At 46.3% G+C, this 19,544-nt stretch carries 21 protein-coding genes; 13 read left to right on the forward strand and 8 right to left on the reverse strand.

Annotation, left to right across the window (positions count from 1 at the left end):
• Window positions 1-29: 29 nt before the first annotated feature.
• Window positions 30-1,955 carry an NAD nucleotidase gene (gene nadN, locus ACO05E_RS07655; RefSeq protein ID WP_419812388.1) on the forward strand — a complete coding sequence of 642 codons (1,926 nt, stop codon included), beginning with the start codon at window positions 30-32 and terminating at the stop codon, window positions 1,953-1,955.
• 63 nt (window positions 1,956-2,018) lie between these two features.
• On the opposite strand, the gene ACO05E_RS07660 is transcribed toward nadN, so the two are convergent.
• From ACO05E_RS07660 to ACO05E_RS07690, 7 genes are all read right to left on the reverse strand, one after another.
• Window positions 2,019-2,600, reverse strand: a complete 582-nt coding sequence (locus tag ACO05E_RS07660; RefSeq protein WP_419812389.1) for a hypothetical protein — start codon at window positions 2,598-2,600, stop codon at window positions 2,019-2,021.
• Window positions 2,601-2,804: 204 nt separating this feature from the next.
• Window positions 2,805-3,392 (reverse strand): hypothetical protein, encoded by a 588-nt coding sequence (locus ACO05E_RS07665; protein ID WP_419812390.1) that lies wholly within the window; start codon window positions 3,390-3,392, stop codon window positions 2,805-2,807.
• A gap of 254 nt (window positions 3,393-3,646) precedes the next feature.
• On the reverse strand, window positions 3,647-4,240 hold the full coding sequence (locus tag ACO05E_RS07670) for an imm11 family protein (RefSeq protein ID WP_419812391.1): 594 nt from the start codon (window positions 4,238-4,240) through the stop codon (window positions 3,647-3,649).
• Window position 4,241: 1 nt separating this feature from the next.
• The gene (locus ACO05E_RS07675) at window positions 4,242-4,538 is read right to left on the reverse strand and encodes a hypothetical protein (RefSeq protein WP_419812392.1); all 297 of its coding nucleotides are present in this window, start codon (window positions 4,536-4,538) and stop codon (window positions 4,242-4,244) included.
• Window positions 4,539-5,045, reverse strand: coding sequence for an AHH domain-containing protein (locus tag ACO05E_RS07680; RefSeq protein ID WP_419813671.1), 507 nt, complete (start codon window positions 5,043-5,045; stop codon window positions 4,539-4,541).
• A 29-nt stretch (window positions 5,046-5,074) separates the two neighbouring features.
• Window positions 5,075-5,662, reverse strand: coding sequence for a hypothetical protein (locus ACO05E_RS07685; RefSeq protein ID WP_419812393.1), 588 nt, complete (start codon window positions 5,660-5,662; stop codon window positions 5,075-5,077).
• Between the two features lie 3 nt (window positions 5,663-5,665).
• Entirely contained in the window at window positions 5,666-7,957 is a 2,292-nt protein-coding gene (locus tag ACO05E_RS07690; protein ID WP_419812394.1) for an AHH domain-containing protein, read from the reverse strand.
• A gap of 229 nt (window positions 7,958-8,186) precedes the next feature.
• Between ACO05E_RS07690 and tssI the strand changes: the two genes are divergently transcribed.
• From tssI to ACO05E_RS07720, 6 genes are all read left to right on the forward strand, one after another.
• Entirely contained in the window at window positions 8,187-10,760 is a 2,574-nt protein-coding gene (tssI, locus tag ACO05E_RS07695) for a type VI secretion system tip protein TssI/VgrG (RefSeq protein ID WP_419812395.1), read from the forward strand.
• 97 nt (window positions 10,761-10,857) lie between these two features.
• The gene (gene rsmG / locus ACO05E_RS07700; RefSeq protein WP_419812396.1) at window positions 10,858-11,526 is read left to right on the forward strand and encodes a 16S rRNA (guanine(527)-N(7))-methyltransferase RsmG; all 669 of its coding nucleotides are present in this window, start codon (window positions 10,858-10,860) and stop codon (window positions 11,524-11,526) included.
• An 11-nt stretch (window positions 11,527-11,537) separates the two neighbouring features.
• Window positions 11,538-12,302, forward strand: coding sequence for a ParA family protein (locus ACO05E_RS07705; protein WP_419812397.1), 765 nt, complete (start codon window positions 11,538-11,540; stop codon window positions 12,300-12,302).
• A 143-nt stretch (window positions 12,303-12,445) separates the two neighbouring features.
• On the forward strand, window positions 12,446-13,318 hold the full coding sequence (locus ACO05E_RS07710; RefSeq protein ID WP_419813672.1) for a ParB/RepB/Spo0J family partition protein: 873 nt from the start codon (window positions 12,446-12,448) through the stop codon (window positions 13,316-13,318).
• 70 nt (window positions 13,319-13,388) lie between these two features.
• Window positions 13,389-13,721: a hypothetical protein gene (locus ACO05E_RS07715; protein WP_419812398.1), complete on the forward strand. Its 333-nt coding sequence runs from the start codon at window positions 13,389-13,391 to the stop codon at window positions 13,719-13,721.
• Entirely contained in the window at window positions 13,718-14,236 is a 519-nt protein-coding gene (locus tag ACO05E_RS07720; protein WP_419812399.1) for a hypothetical protein, read from the forward strand. The genes ACO05E_RS07715 and ACO05E_RS07720 overlap by 4 nt, the downstream gene beginning before the upstream one ends.
• Window positions 14,237-14,282: 46 nt before the next feature.
• Here ACO05E_RS07720 and ACO05E_RS07725 read toward each other — a convergent pair whose 3' ends face one another.
• A complete protein-coding gene (locus tag ACO05E_RS07725; protein WP_419812400.1) occupies window positions 14,283-15,017 on the reverse strand; it encodes a substrate-binding periplasmic protein in 735 nt (244 codons plus the stop codon).
• A 316-nt stretch (window positions 15,018-15,333) separates the two neighbouring features.
• On the opposite strand from ACO05E_RS07725, the gene ACO05E_RS07730 reads away from it, so the two are divergent.
• From ACO05E_RS07730 to atpA, 6 genes are all read left to right on the forward strand, one after another.
• A complete protein-coding gene (locus tag ACO05E_RS07730; protein ID WP_419812401.1) occupies window positions 15,334-15,705 on the forward strand; it encodes an ATP synthase subunit I in 372 nt (123 codons plus the stop codon).
• A gap of 23 nt (window positions 15,706-15,728) precedes the next feature.
• Window positions 15,729-16,592 carry a F0F1 ATP synthase subunit A gene (atpB, locus tag ACO05E_RS07735; protein ID WP_255858221.1) on the forward strand — a complete coding sequence of 288 codons (864 nt, stop codon included), beginning with the start codon at window positions 15,729-15,731 and terminating at the stop codon, window positions 16,590-16,592.
• Between the two features lie 66 nt (window positions 16,593-16,658).
• Entirely contained in the window at window positions 16,659-16,886 is a 228-nt protein-coding gene (gene atpE / locus ACO05E_RS07740) for a F0F1 ATP synthase subunit C (RefSeq protein WP_255858220.1), read from the forward strand.
• A 69-nt stretch (window positions 16,887-16,955) separates the two neighbouring features.
• A complete protein-coding gene (locus ACO05E_RS07745) occupies window positions 16,956-17,426 on the forward strand; it encodes a F0F1 ATP synthase subunit B (RefSeq protein ID WP_419812402.1) in 471 nt (156 codons plus the stop codon).
• Window positions 17,427-17,437: 11 nt separating this feature from the next.
• Window positions 17,438-17,974 (forward strand): F0F1 ATP synthase subunit delta, encoded by a 537-nt coding sequence (locus tag ACO05E_RS07750; RefSeq protein WP_419812403.1) that lies wholly within the window; start codon window positions 17,438-17,440, stop codon window positions 17,972-17,974.
• A gap of 15 nt (window positions 17,975-17,989) precedes the next feature.
• Window positions 17,990-19,528: a F0F1 ATP synthase subunit alpha gene (gene atpA / locus ACO05E_RS07755; protein WP_419812404.1), complete on the forward strand. Its 1,539-nt coding sequence runs from the start codon at window positions 17,990-17,992 to the stop codon at window positions 19,526-19,528.
• Window positions 19,529-19,544 lie beyond the last annotated feature (16 nt).

The raw sequence follows: 19,544 nt of genomic DNA on the forward strand, positions 1-19,544 counted from the left end.
GCCATATCAAAGAACCAATGGAGCAAGTGATGAAGGCTTTGTACAAAATAACCGCCGCAACCATGGCGGCTCTGGCGCTGAGTGGCTGTGGCAGTGATGACGACGATGATAACGATCAGGAGCCCGCACCCCTGAACTTAACCATTCTGCATATTAATGATCACCACTCACACTTAGAGCCGGACTCTCTGGATATCGAACTGACGTCGGAACAGGCGTCTGCCATCACAGCCCGGGATGGCAACAATGCCCTGCTAAGCAACGTAGAATTATCCGCGACCGGTGGCTTTCCACTCTTAAAAACACTGATTGATGAGCGTGAAGCGCAGGCCGAACACGTACTGAAACTGCACGCAGGTGATGCCATCAGCGGCACGCTTTTTTACACCCTGTTTGCCGGTGAAGCTGATGCCGCCATGATGAATCAGATCTGTTTCGATGCTTTTGCATTGGGGAATCATGAATTTGATGACGGTGATTCCGGCCTGGCCGACTTCTTAACGGATTTATCGTCTGGTAGCTGTAACACGCCGGTGCTGGCCGCGAACGTGGTGCCAGCACAGGATTCTGCGCTGCGAAACCAGGAGTTCCTGCAGCCTTATACCGTGATTGAACGTGGCGGTGAGCGCGTCGGTATTATTGGGATCGACATCGCGGGTAAAACCAAAAACTCGTCACAACCGGATGCCGGTACGCAGTTTCTGGATGAAGCGACCACAGCCCAGCGTTTTATTGATGAGCTGACTGAAGACGGGGTGAACAAAATCATCCTGTTAACCCATTATCAATACGCCAACGAAGTTGCTCTGGCACGCAGCCTGAAAGGTGTGGATGTCATTGTGGGTGGCGATTCACACTCTTTGTTGGGTGGCGACAACATCACCACCATGGGTCTGAATGTGGTGGGTGAATACCCAACCACTGTGATCAATGCCGATGGCGATACCGCATGTGTGGTACAGGCCTGGGAATATGCCAAAGTGCTGGGTGAGCTGACGGTTCAGTTTGATGCCAACGGTGTGGTGACATCCTGTGCCGGCCAACCGATTATTCCGGTGGCAAACGATGCTGAGATTGAATACGAGTTTGCTGATGACGATGATCGTCTGTTAGAAGCCAGCGACCGTGCCGCATTATTAGCGGCATTAGCACAACAGCCGGAAGTTGCTCTGATTGATGCCGATGCCGCCACCGCAAGTTTATTACAAGGCTTCTCTGATCAGACCGGTCAACTGACCCAGCAAGTGATTGGCAGTGTAGCGGAAAACCTCTGCTTAGAGCGTATTCCGGGCCAGGGACGCTCGACGCTGTGTGATGTGGCAGACACTTATGAAAACGGCAGTGATATCTCGAATATTGTGTCCAAAGCCTTCTTAACCGTGACCCCAACGGCGGATGTTGCCATTCAGAATGCCGGTGGTGTTCGGGTGGATGCGGCTTCTGGTAATTACACCATTGCCGATGCATTTACCCTGCTGCCCTTCTCGAACACCCTGGTGACACTGGAAATGACCGGCGCTCAGATTAAATCGGTTCTGGAAGATGCGTTAACCAACTTTGCCGATAATGGCGGCTCCAGCGGCTCTTACCCTTATGCTTCAGGTTTGCGCTATCACGTGGATATGAGCCAGGCGGCCGGTAGCCGTATCAGTCAGCTGGAAATTAACGCCCGCTTATCGGGTAGCTGGGCTGCTATTAACAGTTCAACGACGTATACCGTAGTAACCAATGACTTTATTGCAGCGGGCCGTGACGGTTACACCACCTTCGCGGGTATCAGCAACGTGGTGGACACCTTTACCGAATACGCCCAGGGCTTTGTTGATTACGTGGAAGGGCTAACGGCTAATAATCAGTCGTTGCAGAAGCTGCCACTGAGCGAATACTCGACCCAGCAGTATATTGATGCTTCCGGTTGTAACCATAGCCAGAATGCAGGCTGTGGCGTGCAATAACGTCAGATTGATTACTGACTAAAAAACCGGGCGATACAAACAGTGTCGCCCGGCTTAACGAGTTCAGTCAAAAGCCGATCCGGTATTCCAGTTACTTACTTTAACAAAGCGGACACCAGTAACTTCCGCTTCCCTAAACTTCTCAACTAATTCTTCGTGATAAAGAATATGCCCAGGCTCTTCTTTCGGTTCAATAATCCAACGCTGCTCTTTTTCCATTTTATCCAGCTTATTCTCATCCAGAGAGAGCTTGTCAACAAAATACATTTCACTTTCATAGGTAAAGCTGGATCTTCCTTTATGCATTATTTCCAATTCTATATTGGGTTTAAAGACATAAAAATCCGGGTAGGTAATACCTTTATGCACTAATTCGGCATAAAATAATTGATTAATTCCCAGAAAACCATCTTTGACAATATCGGCCATTTTCTTACTGAATACCGGTTGACCAGCTTCATGATAGTCACTCAGTGCAAGCTTTCTTGGAATGGGCTTTGCCAGCTCCATGGTTAATGTATTCTTTATTTCTACCGGACCGAAAGCATAAATTTCGTCAGTTTCCTCTTCACATTCATCAGCGAAAGCAAATATGGCCCTGGGAGGCGTTTTGATTGCAATATAATAAATATCATCGTATTTCATATTAATGCCCTAATTTCAATGTATGCCGTTGTTGGTTAAAACCATGATCTCGCCCATCCGGGCATTTGGTTCCTCGTACTTTGGTCTTGGTTTTATGCTTAGTCAGAAGATCGGCACCAGAGCAGCCGCAGGGGTTATCAGGTTGGTAATCCCGGCGAATAGGCAAAATCCATTTTATTAAAGAACTAAATTATATTGCCTTTCTCAATCAAAATGAGCGTCATCATTCCATTTTGAAACAGGGATAAATCGATGCCCTTTTAAATCGTATTGCTCCAGGTGGTCAACGACAGTTTGATGGAATAAATAAAATACAGGATACTCATCCAATATAAATACAAGTCTCTTTTCAATTGGTATTTTACTAAGTTTTTCACTATCTAACGAATAGGATTCAACATCTACAACACGCTTGGAATTACTGCTTAAATCAACTACTGATTTTTCTATATCTATTGCATTAATAAAGTTAAAAACATGGAGCATATAGTAATCTAGTTTTAGTTCTTCGATGACATCGCCTGTTGTCCCTTTTAATGTTTGAACCCTGTAAATATTTAACTCTGATAATGCATCAACAAATTTTTTAGAAATAACAGGGGTTGAACCAGAAGAATGATAGTCGACGTATTGTGGTTTTTTTGGCATAGGGTCATCACGAAGAATGGCCAAATTGTATTTTCCAGTGACATATGACTCAATAGAATTTGGCCTTAAGCTGGCTATAATCATTGGATAGTTAGGGTTATTATCCGGATAAAGCATATAATATTCATTGTTTAAATCTTCCATTTGTCACGATCCTATTTCTAGTATAGATGTTTGATTTTTTGATATGCTTTTACCATCAACACCCAATTTAATGTGTCTTTATTTCTCGTAGTTTTTCTATTTGATTGCGGTAAAGCATTTTATCACGCTCATGCCACCCATGCTGGATTTAGCTGGTGTGTTGCGAAGAAATTTGGGGTTGTAGAGCTGGTAGAACTACCAGCCCATTTCAAAATCCATTTTTTTAAAGAGCATCCTTGCTTCAGATATATGAATCAATCAAAAGCCGACCCAATAATCCAATCTTTAACTTTTACAAAACTGAATCCAGTTGCACTGATATCTTTCAGTGCGTTAACTACTTTTTCGTGATAAAGGTAATAAGCCGCTTTTTCTTCTAACGCAAAAATCATACGCTGATCTTCGGGAATCTGATCCAGTACATTTTCATCCAAAGATAAGGATTCTATAAAGTAGGTTAAACCACTACGGCTTAATGAGTAATCTGATCGGTCTTTATGCATCGCTGGAATTTCATCAAAGCAGTTCATGAAATAATAATGTTCAAAAACATGATCGCCTTTAGTGATCTTTGCCGGAAACATCTGAATACGATAAGAAGCCAATTCCATAATAATATCTCTGGCTCGCTGGCTCCAAACATGATGAATAACAGAAGCGAAGTCACCCATCACCGGTGGATTTCGGTCATCATCTGATTCGATCTCAAGGTTTAATATACTTTTCGGCGGGTCAAGTTTTTTATATTTATCAAAATTACCTATTCTGTATTTATTATTCACCCACTCCAATTCAGAAGTTTCAGAAAAATTTTCTTCCAACGTATAATACATACCATCGTATTTCATATTATTTACCCATTGTTAATGATTTTATTTTCTTCAATGAGTCACGACCGTGTTTTAGATCACAATGTTTCCCCCGGACTTTCTCTTTTTCACCCATGGTATTCACACCTGAACAGCCACATAGGTTACCAGGGCGATAATCTCGGCCATCCCGGTTAATTGTCCAAACAAAAGTTTCTATCCGCTCTAATATGGTCTCACTGATTACATACATTTGCTTTTTAAATTGTACTTTTGATTCCTTCTCAGATAACGGCTTACCAGAGCGATCAAAACAAAGCTTGCCGGATTCAATCAATCAGTTAATTCCCCGCAATTCTTTTTTTGTCATAAAAGGGTAGGTTTTAAACGTTTCTTCAAACTTAACGACTTGTGTTTTGTAAGAGCCCTTATCTGAGGCTTGCTCACGGCTTGCCAGTTCTTTAACTTTTTTGTCGTTCTCATCATCACCAAAAGCACGGCCTTTCTCATGCCCATCTAAATGCAGTGGTACACCCAGCCGACAGGCGAGGTCCATTCGCCCGGGCAGTACCACCAGGTTATGATCGTGATTAATGTTGTAATCAAACTGCTTAAATAGATCGCCTCTATCTTCTACGGCTTTAATATCAATTACATGGTGAATCTGTAAGCTATTGTGGCCGTCGTACCAAGGATGTTGCTCGGGGTATTGCTTGCCTTCTTTCTTGTAGTTTTTTTCTATTTGATTGCGGTAAAGCGTTTTATCACGCTCATGATCTAGCTGGTGTGTTGCGAAGAAATTTGGGGGTTGTAGAGCTGGTAGAACTACCAGCCCATATAAAATCTATTTTTTAAAGAACTTAAAATTATTTATTAATTAAAATGAGCGTTATCGTTCCACTTTGTAACTGGAATAAATCGATGGCCTTTTAAATCAAACGTATCAAGGTGGTCAACTACAGATTTGTGAAACAAATAAAATACAGGATACTCATCCAATATAAATATTAGTCTCTTTTCAAGAGGAATTTTCTTAAGTTTTTCATTATCTAATCTATAAGATTCAACGCTATCAACGGTGTCGAGAATATCATCATAGTCAATTTTTGAAATATTCATATCCATGGCATTGATGAAATTAAAAACATGGAGCATGTAATAATCTAGATTTAATTCTTCGATTACATCACCAGATGTCCCCTTTAATATCTGAGCTCCGTAAATATTTAACTCAGATAATGCATCAACAAATTTTTTAGAAATAACTGGAGTTGATCCAGATGAATGATAATCGACATATTGTGGTTTTTTTGGCATAGGGTCATCACGAAGAATGGCCAAATTGTATTTTCCGGTGACATATGACTCAATAGAATTTGGCCTTAAGCTGGCTATAATCATTGGATAATTAGGGTTGTTATCCGGATAAAGCATATAATATTCATTGTTTAAATCTTCCATTTGTCATGATCCTATTTCTAGTATAGATATTTGGTTTTTTGATATGGCTTTACCATTGCTATGCTGCAATTGGTGCTCTCCCCCTTCATTACGATGATTGCATCTAGAATCAGATTTTTTAGCACCTATTTTCAAGACATTCCCACAGCCTACTTTAGAATTTTTTTGGTAATCGAAACCGTCAGCACTGATAGACCATTCATATTTCTTAATTTTGTTGAAAACTTTTAAGCTTATTTTAGATACCTTATTGAGAAAGTCTTTTCTTGGATTTCCAGACACCTGACATGATTTACCACGCTTGACTGTCTTTAGCAAAGAGTCAACTTGTTCCTTTACTGCTCTTGGGTAATTAAGATAAACATCTTCATCTGTTCCTCTAGGATCTACAATATCACTTTGACCTTTTTTGTGTGATCCCCGGTGAAGAGGAACGCCCAGATGGCATGCCAAATCCATATAGTATGGAAGTAATACACCGTTTTTATGATGATTAATGTTATACCCAAATTGATCACATACTTCCTTTAAATCTGGGTTTTTCATAGATTCAGAAATAATTAAGTGATGAGCTTCTAAAGAGCGACGATTAACACTGCCTTGCTTACGCTGAAAATACCAAGGATGATCTTCAATTTTACTGTAATCATTATTGGGGTTTGCAATAATACTTTGAGTTAATTCAGAGCCTGATCCTTTAGTATCACTTGGGTAGTTCATTTTTGGGTTTGCCATTGGGCATTTCGCGTTGTATGGCTTGTCACAAAAATCACACTTTTTCTTCTCTTGTTCATCAACCTTTTTCGGTTTGGTTTTTGTAAAGCCGTGATCAAACGGGTTGTCGCCAGGATCACTGACGTTGCTAGCTTCATTTTTAAGGGTGAGTTTTTTCTGGGTCAGCAGTTTTTCAACTTCTTCAAACTTATTAGCGATATTGCGTACCAACTTGGCTTTGCTGGCTAACATCACAGAGATACTGGCGGCGGCGCCTAAGCCCCCGGTTAATAGGCCAAGCACAAAACTCAGGCCAAACCCACCGGCTTCCTGGGCAACCACGACTTTGGGCAGGGAGTCGTAATAACGTTCGGGTAGGTTTATGAGCAGTTGTTTAATCTCAGAATCTTCGATCAGGATGACATAACGGTCGTAGGCTTGTTGCAACTTACCCAGTTTACTTTGTCCATATGCGTAGGCCTCACTGGCCCTATCGTGACCATAGCTCACCAGGTTTTCGAGTTCTTTTTTAAGAGGGTTGACATAACCTTTCTTCAGCGCATTTTCGGCTTCCAGACGTGCGTCGTCGACTTCTGCAAGAAAGGCGGTCAGTTCGTCTTTACGTTGTTCGACCTTTTCCAGAATCTCAGTTTTTACATCAGTATCTTTCCATTCATTCAATTTGACTTTGACTTCGTCGCGGAGGTCTGTTGCCAGCTGACCAATGGTTTCTCCTGCATCTTTGGCCGTAGAAAATAAGCCATCAAAAAAAGCCCCGGTCAGAATCAGGCCTTGCATAGCAAGGGGCTCGCTCCCCAGCGCGGCGTCCAGTTTGGCGCTTTGCTGTTTGAGTTCGTTCAGGTATTGATCAATCAGATCAGACAGCTCCTGACGCACCCCTGGCAGGTCTTTCTCTGCATTGGGGTAGCCAAAGGTAATTTCTACTTTGCCTTTAGGTACGTTGAGGATTCTGGCCCAGCCACCGTTTAATGTGCCGCTACGTGTTTTGCCATCAGACAGTACAACTTCGTAAGGCAATGTTTGAATAATATCCTGCGGTGCGTTTTCGTAGTGCGCTTTAATAACCAGGTCGTAGGTTGGCTTGGGCTGGCTTTGGGGGTTTGAGGATTTGTCTTCTTGAGTCTTAGCCTTCGCTTTACTGACACTGGCCGTCATATTAGGGCGTGGTGTGCCTGCAAGCAGTATCTTTAAGGCATTTTTATATTGATCCGATACCGTGAGGATGATCTGACTATCGAGATCAACAGAGGCGTTATCCTGGGTGTTTTGCGCGTTTACTTTGGCCTGAAGGCGTATGACTGGCTGGAGGGTATGCCCTGGAGGTGACAGTAAAAAGCAGGTGCCACTTTTAAGGCAGTTAATCAGTTTTTGATTACGGGCCGTTTCGCCAACATGTGAGCGTTTGCGATCCCGGTAAATATCACCTACCAGCCGGTTTACCGCAGAGCTCAGTTGGATATTACTGTTGCGTTGTACCAGGTTGCTGGCCCGGGTGGGGGATTCAATTCGTTCAAGTTCGTGCCAGGCAATTTCATTGAGATCCTTCACCTGATAATACATGGCGTTGTCTTTCCTTAGAACAGCTTCAATTTACGTGGGTCACGTTACGGCTGCTGATTATCGGTATCATGGCGACGGTTTTCAATATCAATAGACAGGCAACCTGAATATTTTTATAGTGTCGCGGCATTACTAATGCGACGGAAATCGTGTCGCACGATGGAAGCCTAGCTTGAAGGAAAGTTTCAACGGTTTGCCGTATAGGCCCTGAATTATGGAGGAACACAGGATGGCTTGTCCCGAATTTCGTTTTTCGACACAGGATTATGCAACAGAACTTGAGTTAATCAGCTTTTCCGGCGAAGAAGCCATTTCTTCGTTGTTCTGGTTCGTGCTGGAGTTCAAAGTCGAATTGGGTACATCCGTCGATCTGGAACGTTTATCCAATTCCGATGCCATGCTTACCGTACTCGCCGATGATGACAGTAATCGTCCGGATGATTACAGCATTCGCGGAGTGATTGAATCCGCCGAAGAAATTCTCAATACCTCATCTACCCATCGTTTTTATCGCGCCACAATGATGCCGGCACTGGCCCGTCAGCAGCACAGCTTATCGTACGATATTTATACCCATATGACGGTTGATAAAGTTCTGGATGAAGAGCTTCGCGAAGACATTCAACTGGATTATTTATTAGCAACAACGGCAACGTACCCTGAGCGAGACTTTTTTTGCCAGTATGCTGAATCAAACTTTTCGTTTGTATCGCGCCTGAGTGAGTATTGGGGAATTTATTACTACTTCAATCATGACCTTAACACCCAATTAGTGTTTGCTGACGATACTAACTATGAAGAAGTTATCACCCGCACGGTAACTCTGGATGAGCTGAACCGTCCTTCCATCAGTTACGACAGTGTTCGTTCATTGCGCAAAATTGTGAACAGTACAGTTGATGGTGTGGTGGTTGCTGATGTTAACCCGGAATTAGCCAGTACTTATATAGAAGGCACTGCCGGAAAGATCGACGGCAAAAAAGGCTGTGTTCGGCTGGTCAGCCAGGGTGTTCGTGATAAAGATGAAGCGAATAAAATTGCCACCATTCGCTTGGAAGAGTTGCAATGCCGAGGTGTTGTTTATCTCGGCACGTCTGGTATTCCGAATCTGGCTCCGGGTTTTATTCTTAAAGTGGAAGGCCACAATAAACAGGTTATGGAGTTACTGGTACTGGAGGTTTCCCACATGGGCTCTGGTCTGGATAACAGTGCCCGTGGTAGTGAGCAGGGAGGGGCACCCTTTTATGAATGCTCGTTTCAGGCGATTCCGCGTTCAGTTCAGTTCCGCCCACAACGCAACACTGACATTCCAACGGCTGTATCGGCAACCGCGCGCGTTTATTCGGCCAGTGAAGACAGCAATATAGCGCAGCGCGATGAGCGTGGACGTTATCAGGTGGTGTTTGATTTTTTACCGAAAGAATCCGGAAAATCCTCCAGTACGGCTAAAAATAATGTGTCGCACTGGATACGGATGGCACAAAGTGCAGCGCGTTCAAACCATTCTGATATTCCTCTGGTGCCCGGCACAGAAGTAAAAATCGGCTTTACTTGGGGTCATCCCGATCGTCCCTATATTATGGGGGCATTAGAGAATTCTCAGTCATTGCGATATCCCGTCACCCATGAGAACCCTCATCATGCAGTGTTGATAACCGATGGCATGTTGTACACCGAGACTGCTAAATCACGTAAATCGTTGCATATTTCATCACAATTTGAATACGACAAGGTTGAACGGCTTCCGTTTGCGGAGCTTGATTTTGACGGCGTAAAGGCTGGCAAAGATGTCGATGAAATCCGAGGTGAGCAGCACATCTATCGCCGTTACGGCGATTTGTATTCGTTTATTGACAGTAATAACTACTATTACGGACGAGAATGTTCGTTCCACTTTGGTCAGCACTACACCGAATACCATACTGATGAACAAGCCGTTGCCGAGGGCAAGAACCGGTTTGATATTAAAGACGACATGCTCTATCCGAGTGATCAGCCGGTCAGTGATAAAACCACGGGCGATAGCGCCAAAAATCACGGCCTGGTGACCAAAGAGTTTGGTCATAAGTATCATTATTTATCAGGTACTTCGACGGTTTGGGCACAAGGGCCGGGGATGACAGGCCTGCACAAAGAATTTCATTACGGCGGCCGCTACCGGGAAAATTCAACCGCTCTGAATATTGCGCGTATGGATAACCTCGACGGCTTCGCCGTTAAGCCTGACGACCAGGCACTGATTGAAAAAACACGTGGCAATACGTTTTTCTGGCAAGAAGGCAATCATGTCTCAGCGACAAAGGGCACCATCACCACAGAACAAGAGGGTGAACGTAAACATTCTTTTAAAGGTAATGAGACCACCGATATTGAAGGTGATTTGACTCACAAGCGAGTGGGTAAGCAAACCCGAACGGAACAAGGGGATATATCACGCACCTTGCAGGGCGATTACACCTTTCAGCATGACGGCACAGAAACTCATACGATCAGTGGTGACCTCAACAGTAATATCAAAGGGTCGGTTGTCAGAGAAACCGGAGGTTCTCTGAGCAGTACCGTGGGTGGACAGACTTCTTTGACGTTGAAAGCACCAACTCGTATCAAACAAACTGGTGCGCTTGATATCAAAACCGATACTCTGGCGGTTAAATCCAGCGCAACGACCGTTAAATCTGACATGATGACGCAAGAATCATCCTTGACGACCAGCAAAAGCAAGATGCTTAAAGTGGAGTCTCAGATGGTAACGGCAGACGCGAAAATGTTTACTGTAAAAGGTCAGCTGGTGGTGATTGGCTGACCTCCCTTCTCTGCAGGGAAAACACCGGCACCACTCGTCAGATACGGATTTGTGATAAACTCGCACGTTTTTCACCTTGTATTTGAGCGAGACTTTCATGACTACGTCGGCCTCCATGGGGCAACCCAACAGCTCAATGGCACACCTGACCAGCCAGATTGCCCGCGGCGCTGAAGCGATGCACATCAGCCTGACCGATCAGCAGCTGAGCAAGCTGAGTGATTATCTGGCGCTGTTTATCAAATGGAATAAGGCCTATAACCTGACGGCAATCCGCGATCCGCAACAAATGGTGCCGCTGCATCTGCTTGATAGCCTGGTGGTGAATAACTACGTTCAGGAAGCCAACAATATCGCGGATATCGGCACCGGCCCGGGTTTACCAGGCATTGTGCTGGCGATTATGAATCCCGATAAAGCCTTTATGCTGCTCGATAGTAACGGCAAAAAAACCCGCTTCCTGTTTATGGCAAAAACGGCGCTGGGCCTCGACAATGTCACCATAGTGAACGATCGGGTCGAAGCGTATCATCCGCCCAAGCCTTTCGATATGATTGTCAGCCGGGCCTTCGCTTCTCTTTATGATATGACCCATTGGTGTCAGCATTTACGGGCTGAGCACGGTTGCTTTATGGCAATGAAAGGTCAGTACCCCGATGACGAAATTGCTGCCATTGAGGATGACTTTAAGGTCGTGGAAAGCTTCAAACTGGATGTCCCGGGTGTGGATGGCGAACGTCATCTGTTGCGGATTGTGCCTGCTTAAGGAAATACTTTGTGAGTAAAATTCTGGCGATAGCCAATCAGAAAGGTGGTGTGGGTAAAACAACCACCGCCGTGAATCTGGCGGCCTCTCTGGTCGCCACCAAGCGCCGGGTATTGCTGGTGGATCTTGATCCACAAGGCAATGCCACTATGGGCTCCGGCATTGATAAGCACGATCTGGAACTGTCTCTGTATGATGTGTTAACCGGTGGTTGCCGCACGGCGGCTGCGATTCAGGCTACCGAGCCGGCCGGCTACGACCTGTTGCCGGGCAATGGCGATCTGGTGGCGGCGGAAGTGGAGTTGATGGATGCCACCCGCAAAGAGAGTAAATTACGCGACGCGCTGGGTGAAGTGCGCCCGGATTACGACTATATCCTGATCGACTGCCCGCCTTCGCTGAATATGCTGACCCTGAATGCGCTGGTAGCGGCTCAGGGCGTATTGATTCCAATGCAGTGTGAATATTACGCGCTGGAAGGCCTGAGTGCGTTGCTGCAAACCATCGAATCCTTAAAAGAAAGCATCAATCCGAAGCTGGAAGTCGAAGGTTTATTACGCACCATGTACGACCCTCGTAATGGCCTGACTCAGGATGTATCAGCACAATTAACCGAGCACTTTGGTGACAAAGTGTACGGCACTGTGATTCCGCGTAATGTCCGTCTGGCCGAAGCGCCAAGCCATGGTTTACCGGCGCTGGTGTACGATAAAAACTCCCGGGGTGCGGTGGCTTATCTGGCGCTGGCTGGCGAAATGAATCGCCGTAATAAGTAATTGATTAGAAAGAAAGAAGAATGTCGAAGAAAAAACGCGGATTAGGACGTGGGCTGGATGCCCTGATGGCCAGCTCAAAAGCAGCGGTGGCGATTGAGCCGGCTGAAGTCGCGAGCGAATCAACGCCCAAGCCTGATGATGCAATGCCTGATGGCGCAATGTCAGACGTTGCTAGTACAAAACCTGAACTGGCAGAAGCAACGGCCGTTGCCAGCGAAGCCAAAGACGGCGAGCTGGCACACCTGCCGGTTGAGTGGATTCAGCCAGGCCAGTATCAACCGCGTAAAGACATTCAACCGGAAGCATTAGAAGAACTGGCTGCCTCTATCAAAGCTCAGGGCCTGATGCAGCCGATTGTGGTTCGCCCGCTTGCTGGTGGTACGCCTGAATCCCCTGGCTACGAAATCATTGCTGGTGAACGCCGCTGGCGTGCCTGCCAACTGGCGCAGATGGAATCGGTTCCGGCGTTAATTCGTGATGTGCCGGATGAAGCCGCCATCGCCATGGCGCTGATCGAAAACATTCAGCGTGAAAACCTCAATCCGATGGAAGAGGCAACGGCGCTGTATCGTTTACAGCACGAATTCGAACTCACGCAAATGGAAGTGGCAGAAGCGGTGGGGAAAAACCGCGCGACGGTGGCTAACCTGCTGCGCCTGATGAATCTGAATGACGATGTGAAACGCTTACTGGAGCACGGTGATATTGAAATGGGTCATGCTCGTGCGCTGCTGGGTTTACAAGGTAGTGACCAGTCTGAAGCCGCCGCTCAGGTAGTAACTCGTGCGCTGACTGTCCGTCAGACCGAAGCGCTGGTGCGTAGCCTGCAAAACGGGGGCGATCAGAATGCTGAGCAAGCCAAAGCCAATCCGGATATTCAGCGTCTGGAGCGTTTATTGGGTGATCGTTTGGGTGCCAAAGTTGCGATCAAACACAGCGCTAAAGGCAAAGGCCAGCTGGTGATCAATTACACCAATCTGGACGAGCTGGACGGCATCTTAAGGCATATTCAGTAACAAGCTTGACCGCTTATCGCCAAATATTAAAAATCATTAGCTATTACGAAAAAATTAAAAGGATTTATATATGGAATGCCCAACCCTTCATGGTGTTGAGTTTGGCTCTGATAGTAAGAAAGCCATTGAAACCATTCGCCGAATCAATGAAACCGCAAATTTTATAGAAGGAATGACTAGCGGAGGTGTATTGGTGACGATTTTCTCCACCAAAAAACCGTTGGAAGCATCATATAATATATACAGCTCAGATTTCGTTGCTCTAGCTAAAGCACTCTCTTCTGTTGAGCAGATAAGAAAGTACAAAATTGAAGAAACAGCACTTTTGATTAGGGAGAAAGTATCCTCGGGGCCTGAAAAGCAGTTCTGGAAAGCAATCTATTTAGGATGTAAGGCAAAATGAAGTTCATTCTTACTTTATTTTTAGTTTTTTGCGTCCAAGTGGGTAATGCTTCAGAACATCCTGATTTAGATGCTCTTTTTAGTTCATACGCGGACAGAGCGAAGAAATGCGGTGAGTGGTCTAAAGAAGAGCTACCACCATCGTTTATTAAGCAATTAGCAGCACTTGAGCTGAAGCAGGAAGATGCTGCTGATTTGTTATTCTCGTATGAAATTGTTGCTAGAACGGGGTGTGTTGAAGAAGAGGAGCAACAGTTGATCAAATTTGCTGAAAGTTATGCTCAGAAGACTGATAAATCCGGCAGAGAATTAGCTCATGCTATTGTTGAGTTAATAACGATAAATAAAGACTCTATTGATGAAGCTAAGCAACACTATATTGACCAAACCCCCGAGTCTTTTCGAAGGCTTATAGAAAAGCGGGGCGTGTTATCTCGCCCTTATAATGCCGAAAAAGTAATGAGACAACTTTTTCCTGAATGGCGATTAGATCTGAGTGAACCTATACGGGAGTAGCGAGAGAAGGCTTTCCTTTAGATGGCCTTTGTCGAGTGTTTACACCTTACTGAGTATGCAGCTGCGCGGGCACCAGGTTGTAGCGTGCAAAGATCTGTTGCAGCTTGCCGGACGCTCTCAGTTGCTGAATCAGCTCATTAAAGCGATCAATGCTGATCGGAGAGTATTGGTTGATCAGAAAGTGACGGTAATACTGGCTGTCGCTTTTATCTGAGATCAACAGCTGTTTGGTCTGCGTTGGGTAAAGGCTTTGGTAATAGCTGAGACTGGTGCTGGATAGCACACCAATATTAGCGTACTGGTTCAGTACCATGCGCATCACGCCAAACTCATCATTAACCGTGCTGGTATTGTACTGCTCTCTGAGTGTTGACTGATCACTCTCAAAATTCAGAAAGTTATAGCGAAATCCGTTCACCACCACGGTTGGCTCTTGTCCGGCCTTATCAAAGTAGCTTTGATCCTGTGCCACGTTACGGCGGGCGAAAAATTTATCTTCCACATAAAGCAGGTTGTCTGAATGGCCAACGACCTGCCGATCGTAGCTCCAGGCAATGTTCGCCATGGCGATCATGTGTATTTCACCATGGTTGATCCGATGGCGCGCTCGAATTGACGGTAACGCCTGAAAAACAAACTGATACTCAGACTGTATTTCATTCAGCGCATCGCAGATGTCACGAGAGAGACCGCCACCTTGCTTAAGAACATAAGGCGGCTGGTTCACGGTACCGGCAACGGTGATTTCGATCGGATTTGAATGCGCAATCAGAGTTGCCATAAAAAAGAACGCAAACAAAACAGCTTTATTAATCATTGTGTCATAAATAGTTGACAGTAATAGTCGGATATTATCTTAGTTGCTCTTTTGCGCGGTACCCAATAACGGATGTTTTTACTGAGCATTCATGCTGTGAATGGCGCACATTTACCAAATGAAACTAATTATCGAGCCATAACTTATGGTTTCGGTTGATGCCTCCGGGTCGAGCCCATATAATCACGGCGCTCTAAATTTGGGCGTTGCTGGCGTTTTGTTTATGCAGTGTGATGTTTTCTGCATAAACCGTGAATTTTTAAAGTGATGCGAGGCGTGTGTGTCATCGATTTTTCCTCGCAAGGCGGTGTACAAACTCATTGTTGTACAGTTTGGCCTGACACTTTTAGCAACCGCAATTGCCTGGATTCATAGTGATGTAGCGGCTAAATCAGCGCTGTTGGGCGGCTTAACCTGTGCCATCCCAAGCGCGTATTTTGTTTGGCGCGCATTCCGCTATTCCGGAGCACGTATGGCTGACAAAGTGGTTCAGTCGCTTTACCAGGGAGAAGCCTGGAAATTTATGCTTACCGCACTGAGTTTTGCAGTGATATTTGTGCGAGTAGAGCCATTGAATGTTCCTGCATTGTTTATCGCGTTTATGACAGTGCAGCTGGGGCACTTAGCCTCAGCCAGAATGACTAATTTTTAAACCTTTGGAATTGAGAGTGAACAATGGCTGGTAACTCCCAAGAGTATATCTCGCACCACTTAACCAATCTCACCTACGGCAAGTTGCCGGCAGGTTATGTTCGTACTGATAAAGACGGCAACGAAACTGAATTAACTCAGGACACCTGGACCATGGCGCTGAGCGGTAAAGAAGCTCAGGATATGGGCTTTATGGCCGTTCACGTTGACTCGATTGCCTGGTCTCTGGCAATGGGTCTGCTGTTTGCCTGGTTGTTCCGCAAGGCCGCCAAAGCAGCCACTTCCGGTATCCCGGGCAAGCTGCAAAACATGGTGGAAACCGTTGTTGAGTTTGTTGATGGCACCGTTAAAGAAACCTTCCATGGTCGTAACCCACTGGTTGCCCCATTAGCCTTAACGATCTTCGTTTGGGTATTCCTGATGAACTCACTGAAATGGGTTCCGGTTGATATTATTCCTGGCATTGCCCACGCGGCTGGCCTGCCTTTCTTCAAAATTGTTCCAACGGCCGATCCAAACGGCACGCTGGGTCTGTCGTTAGGCGTATTCCTGCTGATTGTTTACTACAGCATCAAAGTTAAAGGTGTAGGTGGCTTCGCCAAAGAGCTGTCTCTGACACCGTTCAATCACCCGATTGCAATCCCGTTCAACCTGTTCCTGGAAGTTCTGGGTCTGCTGACTAAACCATTGTCTCTGGCACTGCGACTGTTCGGTAACATGTACGCGGGTGAGGTGGTATTTATTCTGATTGCATTGCTGCCGTTCTACCTTCAGTGGGTTCTGAACGTGCCGTGGGCAATCTTCCATATTCTGGTGATTCCGCTGCAAGCGTTCATCTTCATGGTTCTGACGATTGTTTATCTGTCTCAGGCTCACGAAGATCACTAACAGCGTAATTAACAGACAAATTTAACCCTTTAATTAACTACTTAACTAAACCTTTAGGAGTCTCATATGGAACTCGTTTACATTGCTGCTGCAATCATGATCGGCCTGGGTGCACTGGGTACTGGTATCGGCTTCGCTCTGCTGGGCGGTAAGCTGCTGGAAGGTACTGCGCGTCAGCCAGAGCTGGGTCCTCAGCTGCAAACCAAAACCTTCCTGATGGCTGGCCTGTTAGACGCCGTGCCTATGATCGGTGTTGGTATCGCGATGTACCTGATCTTCGTTGTAGCTGGTTAATCTGAGCACGATCTTTTGATCGTGTTCCTTTAATCACTTACTCCAACGAATTCGTAAGAGGTAATCGCCGTGAACTTGAATCTGACCATCCTTGGTCAATTGATTGCGTTCGCGATTTTTGTCTGGTTCTGCATGAAATACGTCTGGCCACCACTGACCAGCGCTATGTCGGAACGTGAAAAGAAAATCGCAGATGGTTTAGACGCAGCTAACCGCGCTGCTCGCGATTTAGAACTGGCACAGGCGAAAGCCGCTGACCAGTTACGTGAGAGCAAAGAAAAAGCTGCTGAAATCATCGAACAGGCTAGCAAGCGTGCTAACCAAATCGTTGACGAAGCCAAAGAACAAGCCCGCGCTGAAGGTGAGCGTCTGGTTGCTGCTGCTCAGGCAGAAGTAGCTCAGGAAGCGAACCGTGCTAAAGAAGCGCTGCGTGCTCAGGTATCTGAGTTAGCAGTAGCTGGCGCAGCCAAAATCCTTGCAAAGTCTGTTGACGCTGCTGCTCACGAAGAGCTGCTGAATCAACTGGCTAACGAACTGTAAGCGAGGTTGGCATGGCTGAATTAACAACTCTCGCTCGGCCATACGCAAAAGCTGCGTTTGCTGAAGCACAAGAGAAAAATGCACTGGACGCCTGGTCTGCGGACCTGAGCGTGCTGGCTGCTTATGCAGCGGATGCGGATCTGGCTAAGATCCTGGTGCACCCTTCTCTGACTGCTGAACAGCAAGCGCAAGCGCTGTTAGACGTATGTGGCGACAAGCTGAATGAAGCAGCCAAAAACCTGGTGGCCGTTCTGGCTGATAACAAGCGTTTAAGCTTGTTGCCAGAAGTATCGGCTCTGTTTGAAGAGCTGAAGGCACAACTGCAAAACACGGTAGACGTTGTTGTTACTACCGCGTTTGAAATGACCGACGCACAACAAAGTAAGCTGGCTGAGTCTTTAAAAGCCAAGCTGAAGTGCGAAGTACGTATGAGCAGCGAAATCGATGAGTCTCTCATCGGTGGTGCGATCATCCGTGCCGGTGACCTGGTAATTGACGGCTCGCTAACTGGCAAATTGTCCAAGTTAGCCGAAGCGATGAACTCCTAGTTTGAGGGACGATGCATGCAGCAACTGAATCCATCTGAGATCAGTGAAGTCATCAAAAAACGCATCGAAAATCTCGATGTGACTTCACAAGCCCAGAACGAGGGCACCGTCGTATCTGTATCTGACGGTATCGTTCGTATTCACGGTCTGGCTGACGCCATGTACGGTGAAATGATTGAATTTGAAGGCGGCGTATATGGCCTGGCAATGAACCTGGAGCGTGACTCCGTAGGTGCTGTTGTTCTGGGTGAATACAAGTCTCTGGCTGAAGGCCAGACCGCTAAATGTACTGGTCGTATCTTAGAAGTACCGACTGGCGAAGCTCTGCTGGGTCGCGTAGTCGACACACTGGGTAACCCAATCGACGGTAAAGGTCCGATCGAAACCAACACCTCTGCTCCGGTTGAGCGCGTTGCACCTGGCGTAATTGCACGTCAAGGCGTAGACCAGCCACTGGAAACTGGTTACAAAGCCGTTGACTCCATGGTGCCAATCGGCCGTGGTCAACGTGAGCTGATCATTGGTGACCGTCAGACTGGTAAGTCTGCGATGGCCATCGACGCGATCATCAACCAGAAAGGTACGGGTGTTAAGTGTATCTACGTAGCTGTTGGCCAGAAGCAGTCAACCATCGCTAACGTAGTACGTAAATTAGAAGAACACGGCGCGATGGATCACACCATCATCGTTGCTGCTGGCGCTGCCGATCCTGCTGCTATGCAGTTCCTGGCACCATACGCTGGCTGTGCGATGGGTGAATACTTCCTGGATCGTGGTGAAGATGCTCTGATCGTTTATGACGATCTGACTAAGCAAGCATGGGCCTATCGTCAGATTTCCCTGTTGCTGAAGCGTCCTCCTGGCCGTGAAGCTTACCCTGGTGACGTTTTCTACCTGCACTCCCGTCTGCTGGAGCGTGCTTGTCGCGTAAACGCTGACTACGTTAAGAGCGTAAGTGGTGTTGAAGGTAAAACCGGTTCCCTGACAGCTCTGCCAATCATTGAGACTCAAGGTGGTGACGTATCTGCATTCGTACCTACCAACGTGATCTCGATTACTGACGGTCAGATCTTCCTGGAGACCAGCCTGTTCAACTCGGGTATCCGTCCTGCAATGAACGCCGGTATTTCGGTATCTCGTGTAGGTGGTGCAGCCCAGACTAAGATCATCAAGAAGTTGGGCGGTGGTATTCGTCTGGCTCTGGCTCAGTACCGTGAACTGGCAGCATTCGCTCAGTTCGCTTCTGACCTGGATGATGCAACCCGTAAGCAGCTGGAACACGGCCGTGCAGTAACCGAGCTGATGAAGCAAGGCCAGTACGCTCCGATGAAGACCGCTGAAATGGGTCTGTCTATCTTTGCTGCTACTGAAGGCTACCTGGAAGACGTTGAAGTGAACAAGATTCAGGCGTTTGAAGCCGCTTTATTGAGCTATGCCAACAGCGAATACAAAGAGCTGATGGACCAGATCAATGTTAAAGGCGACTACAACAATGATATCGCTGCCGGTCTGAAAGAGCTGATTGAGAAATTCAAAAGCACTCAGACCTGGTAAGTCCGGTGCTGGCGCT

It is taken from the genome of Bacterioplanoides sp., from assembly GCF_965226395.1.
GTDB lineage: Bacteria > Pseudomonadota > Gammaproteobacteria > Pseudomonadales > Oceanobacteraceae > Bacterioplanoides.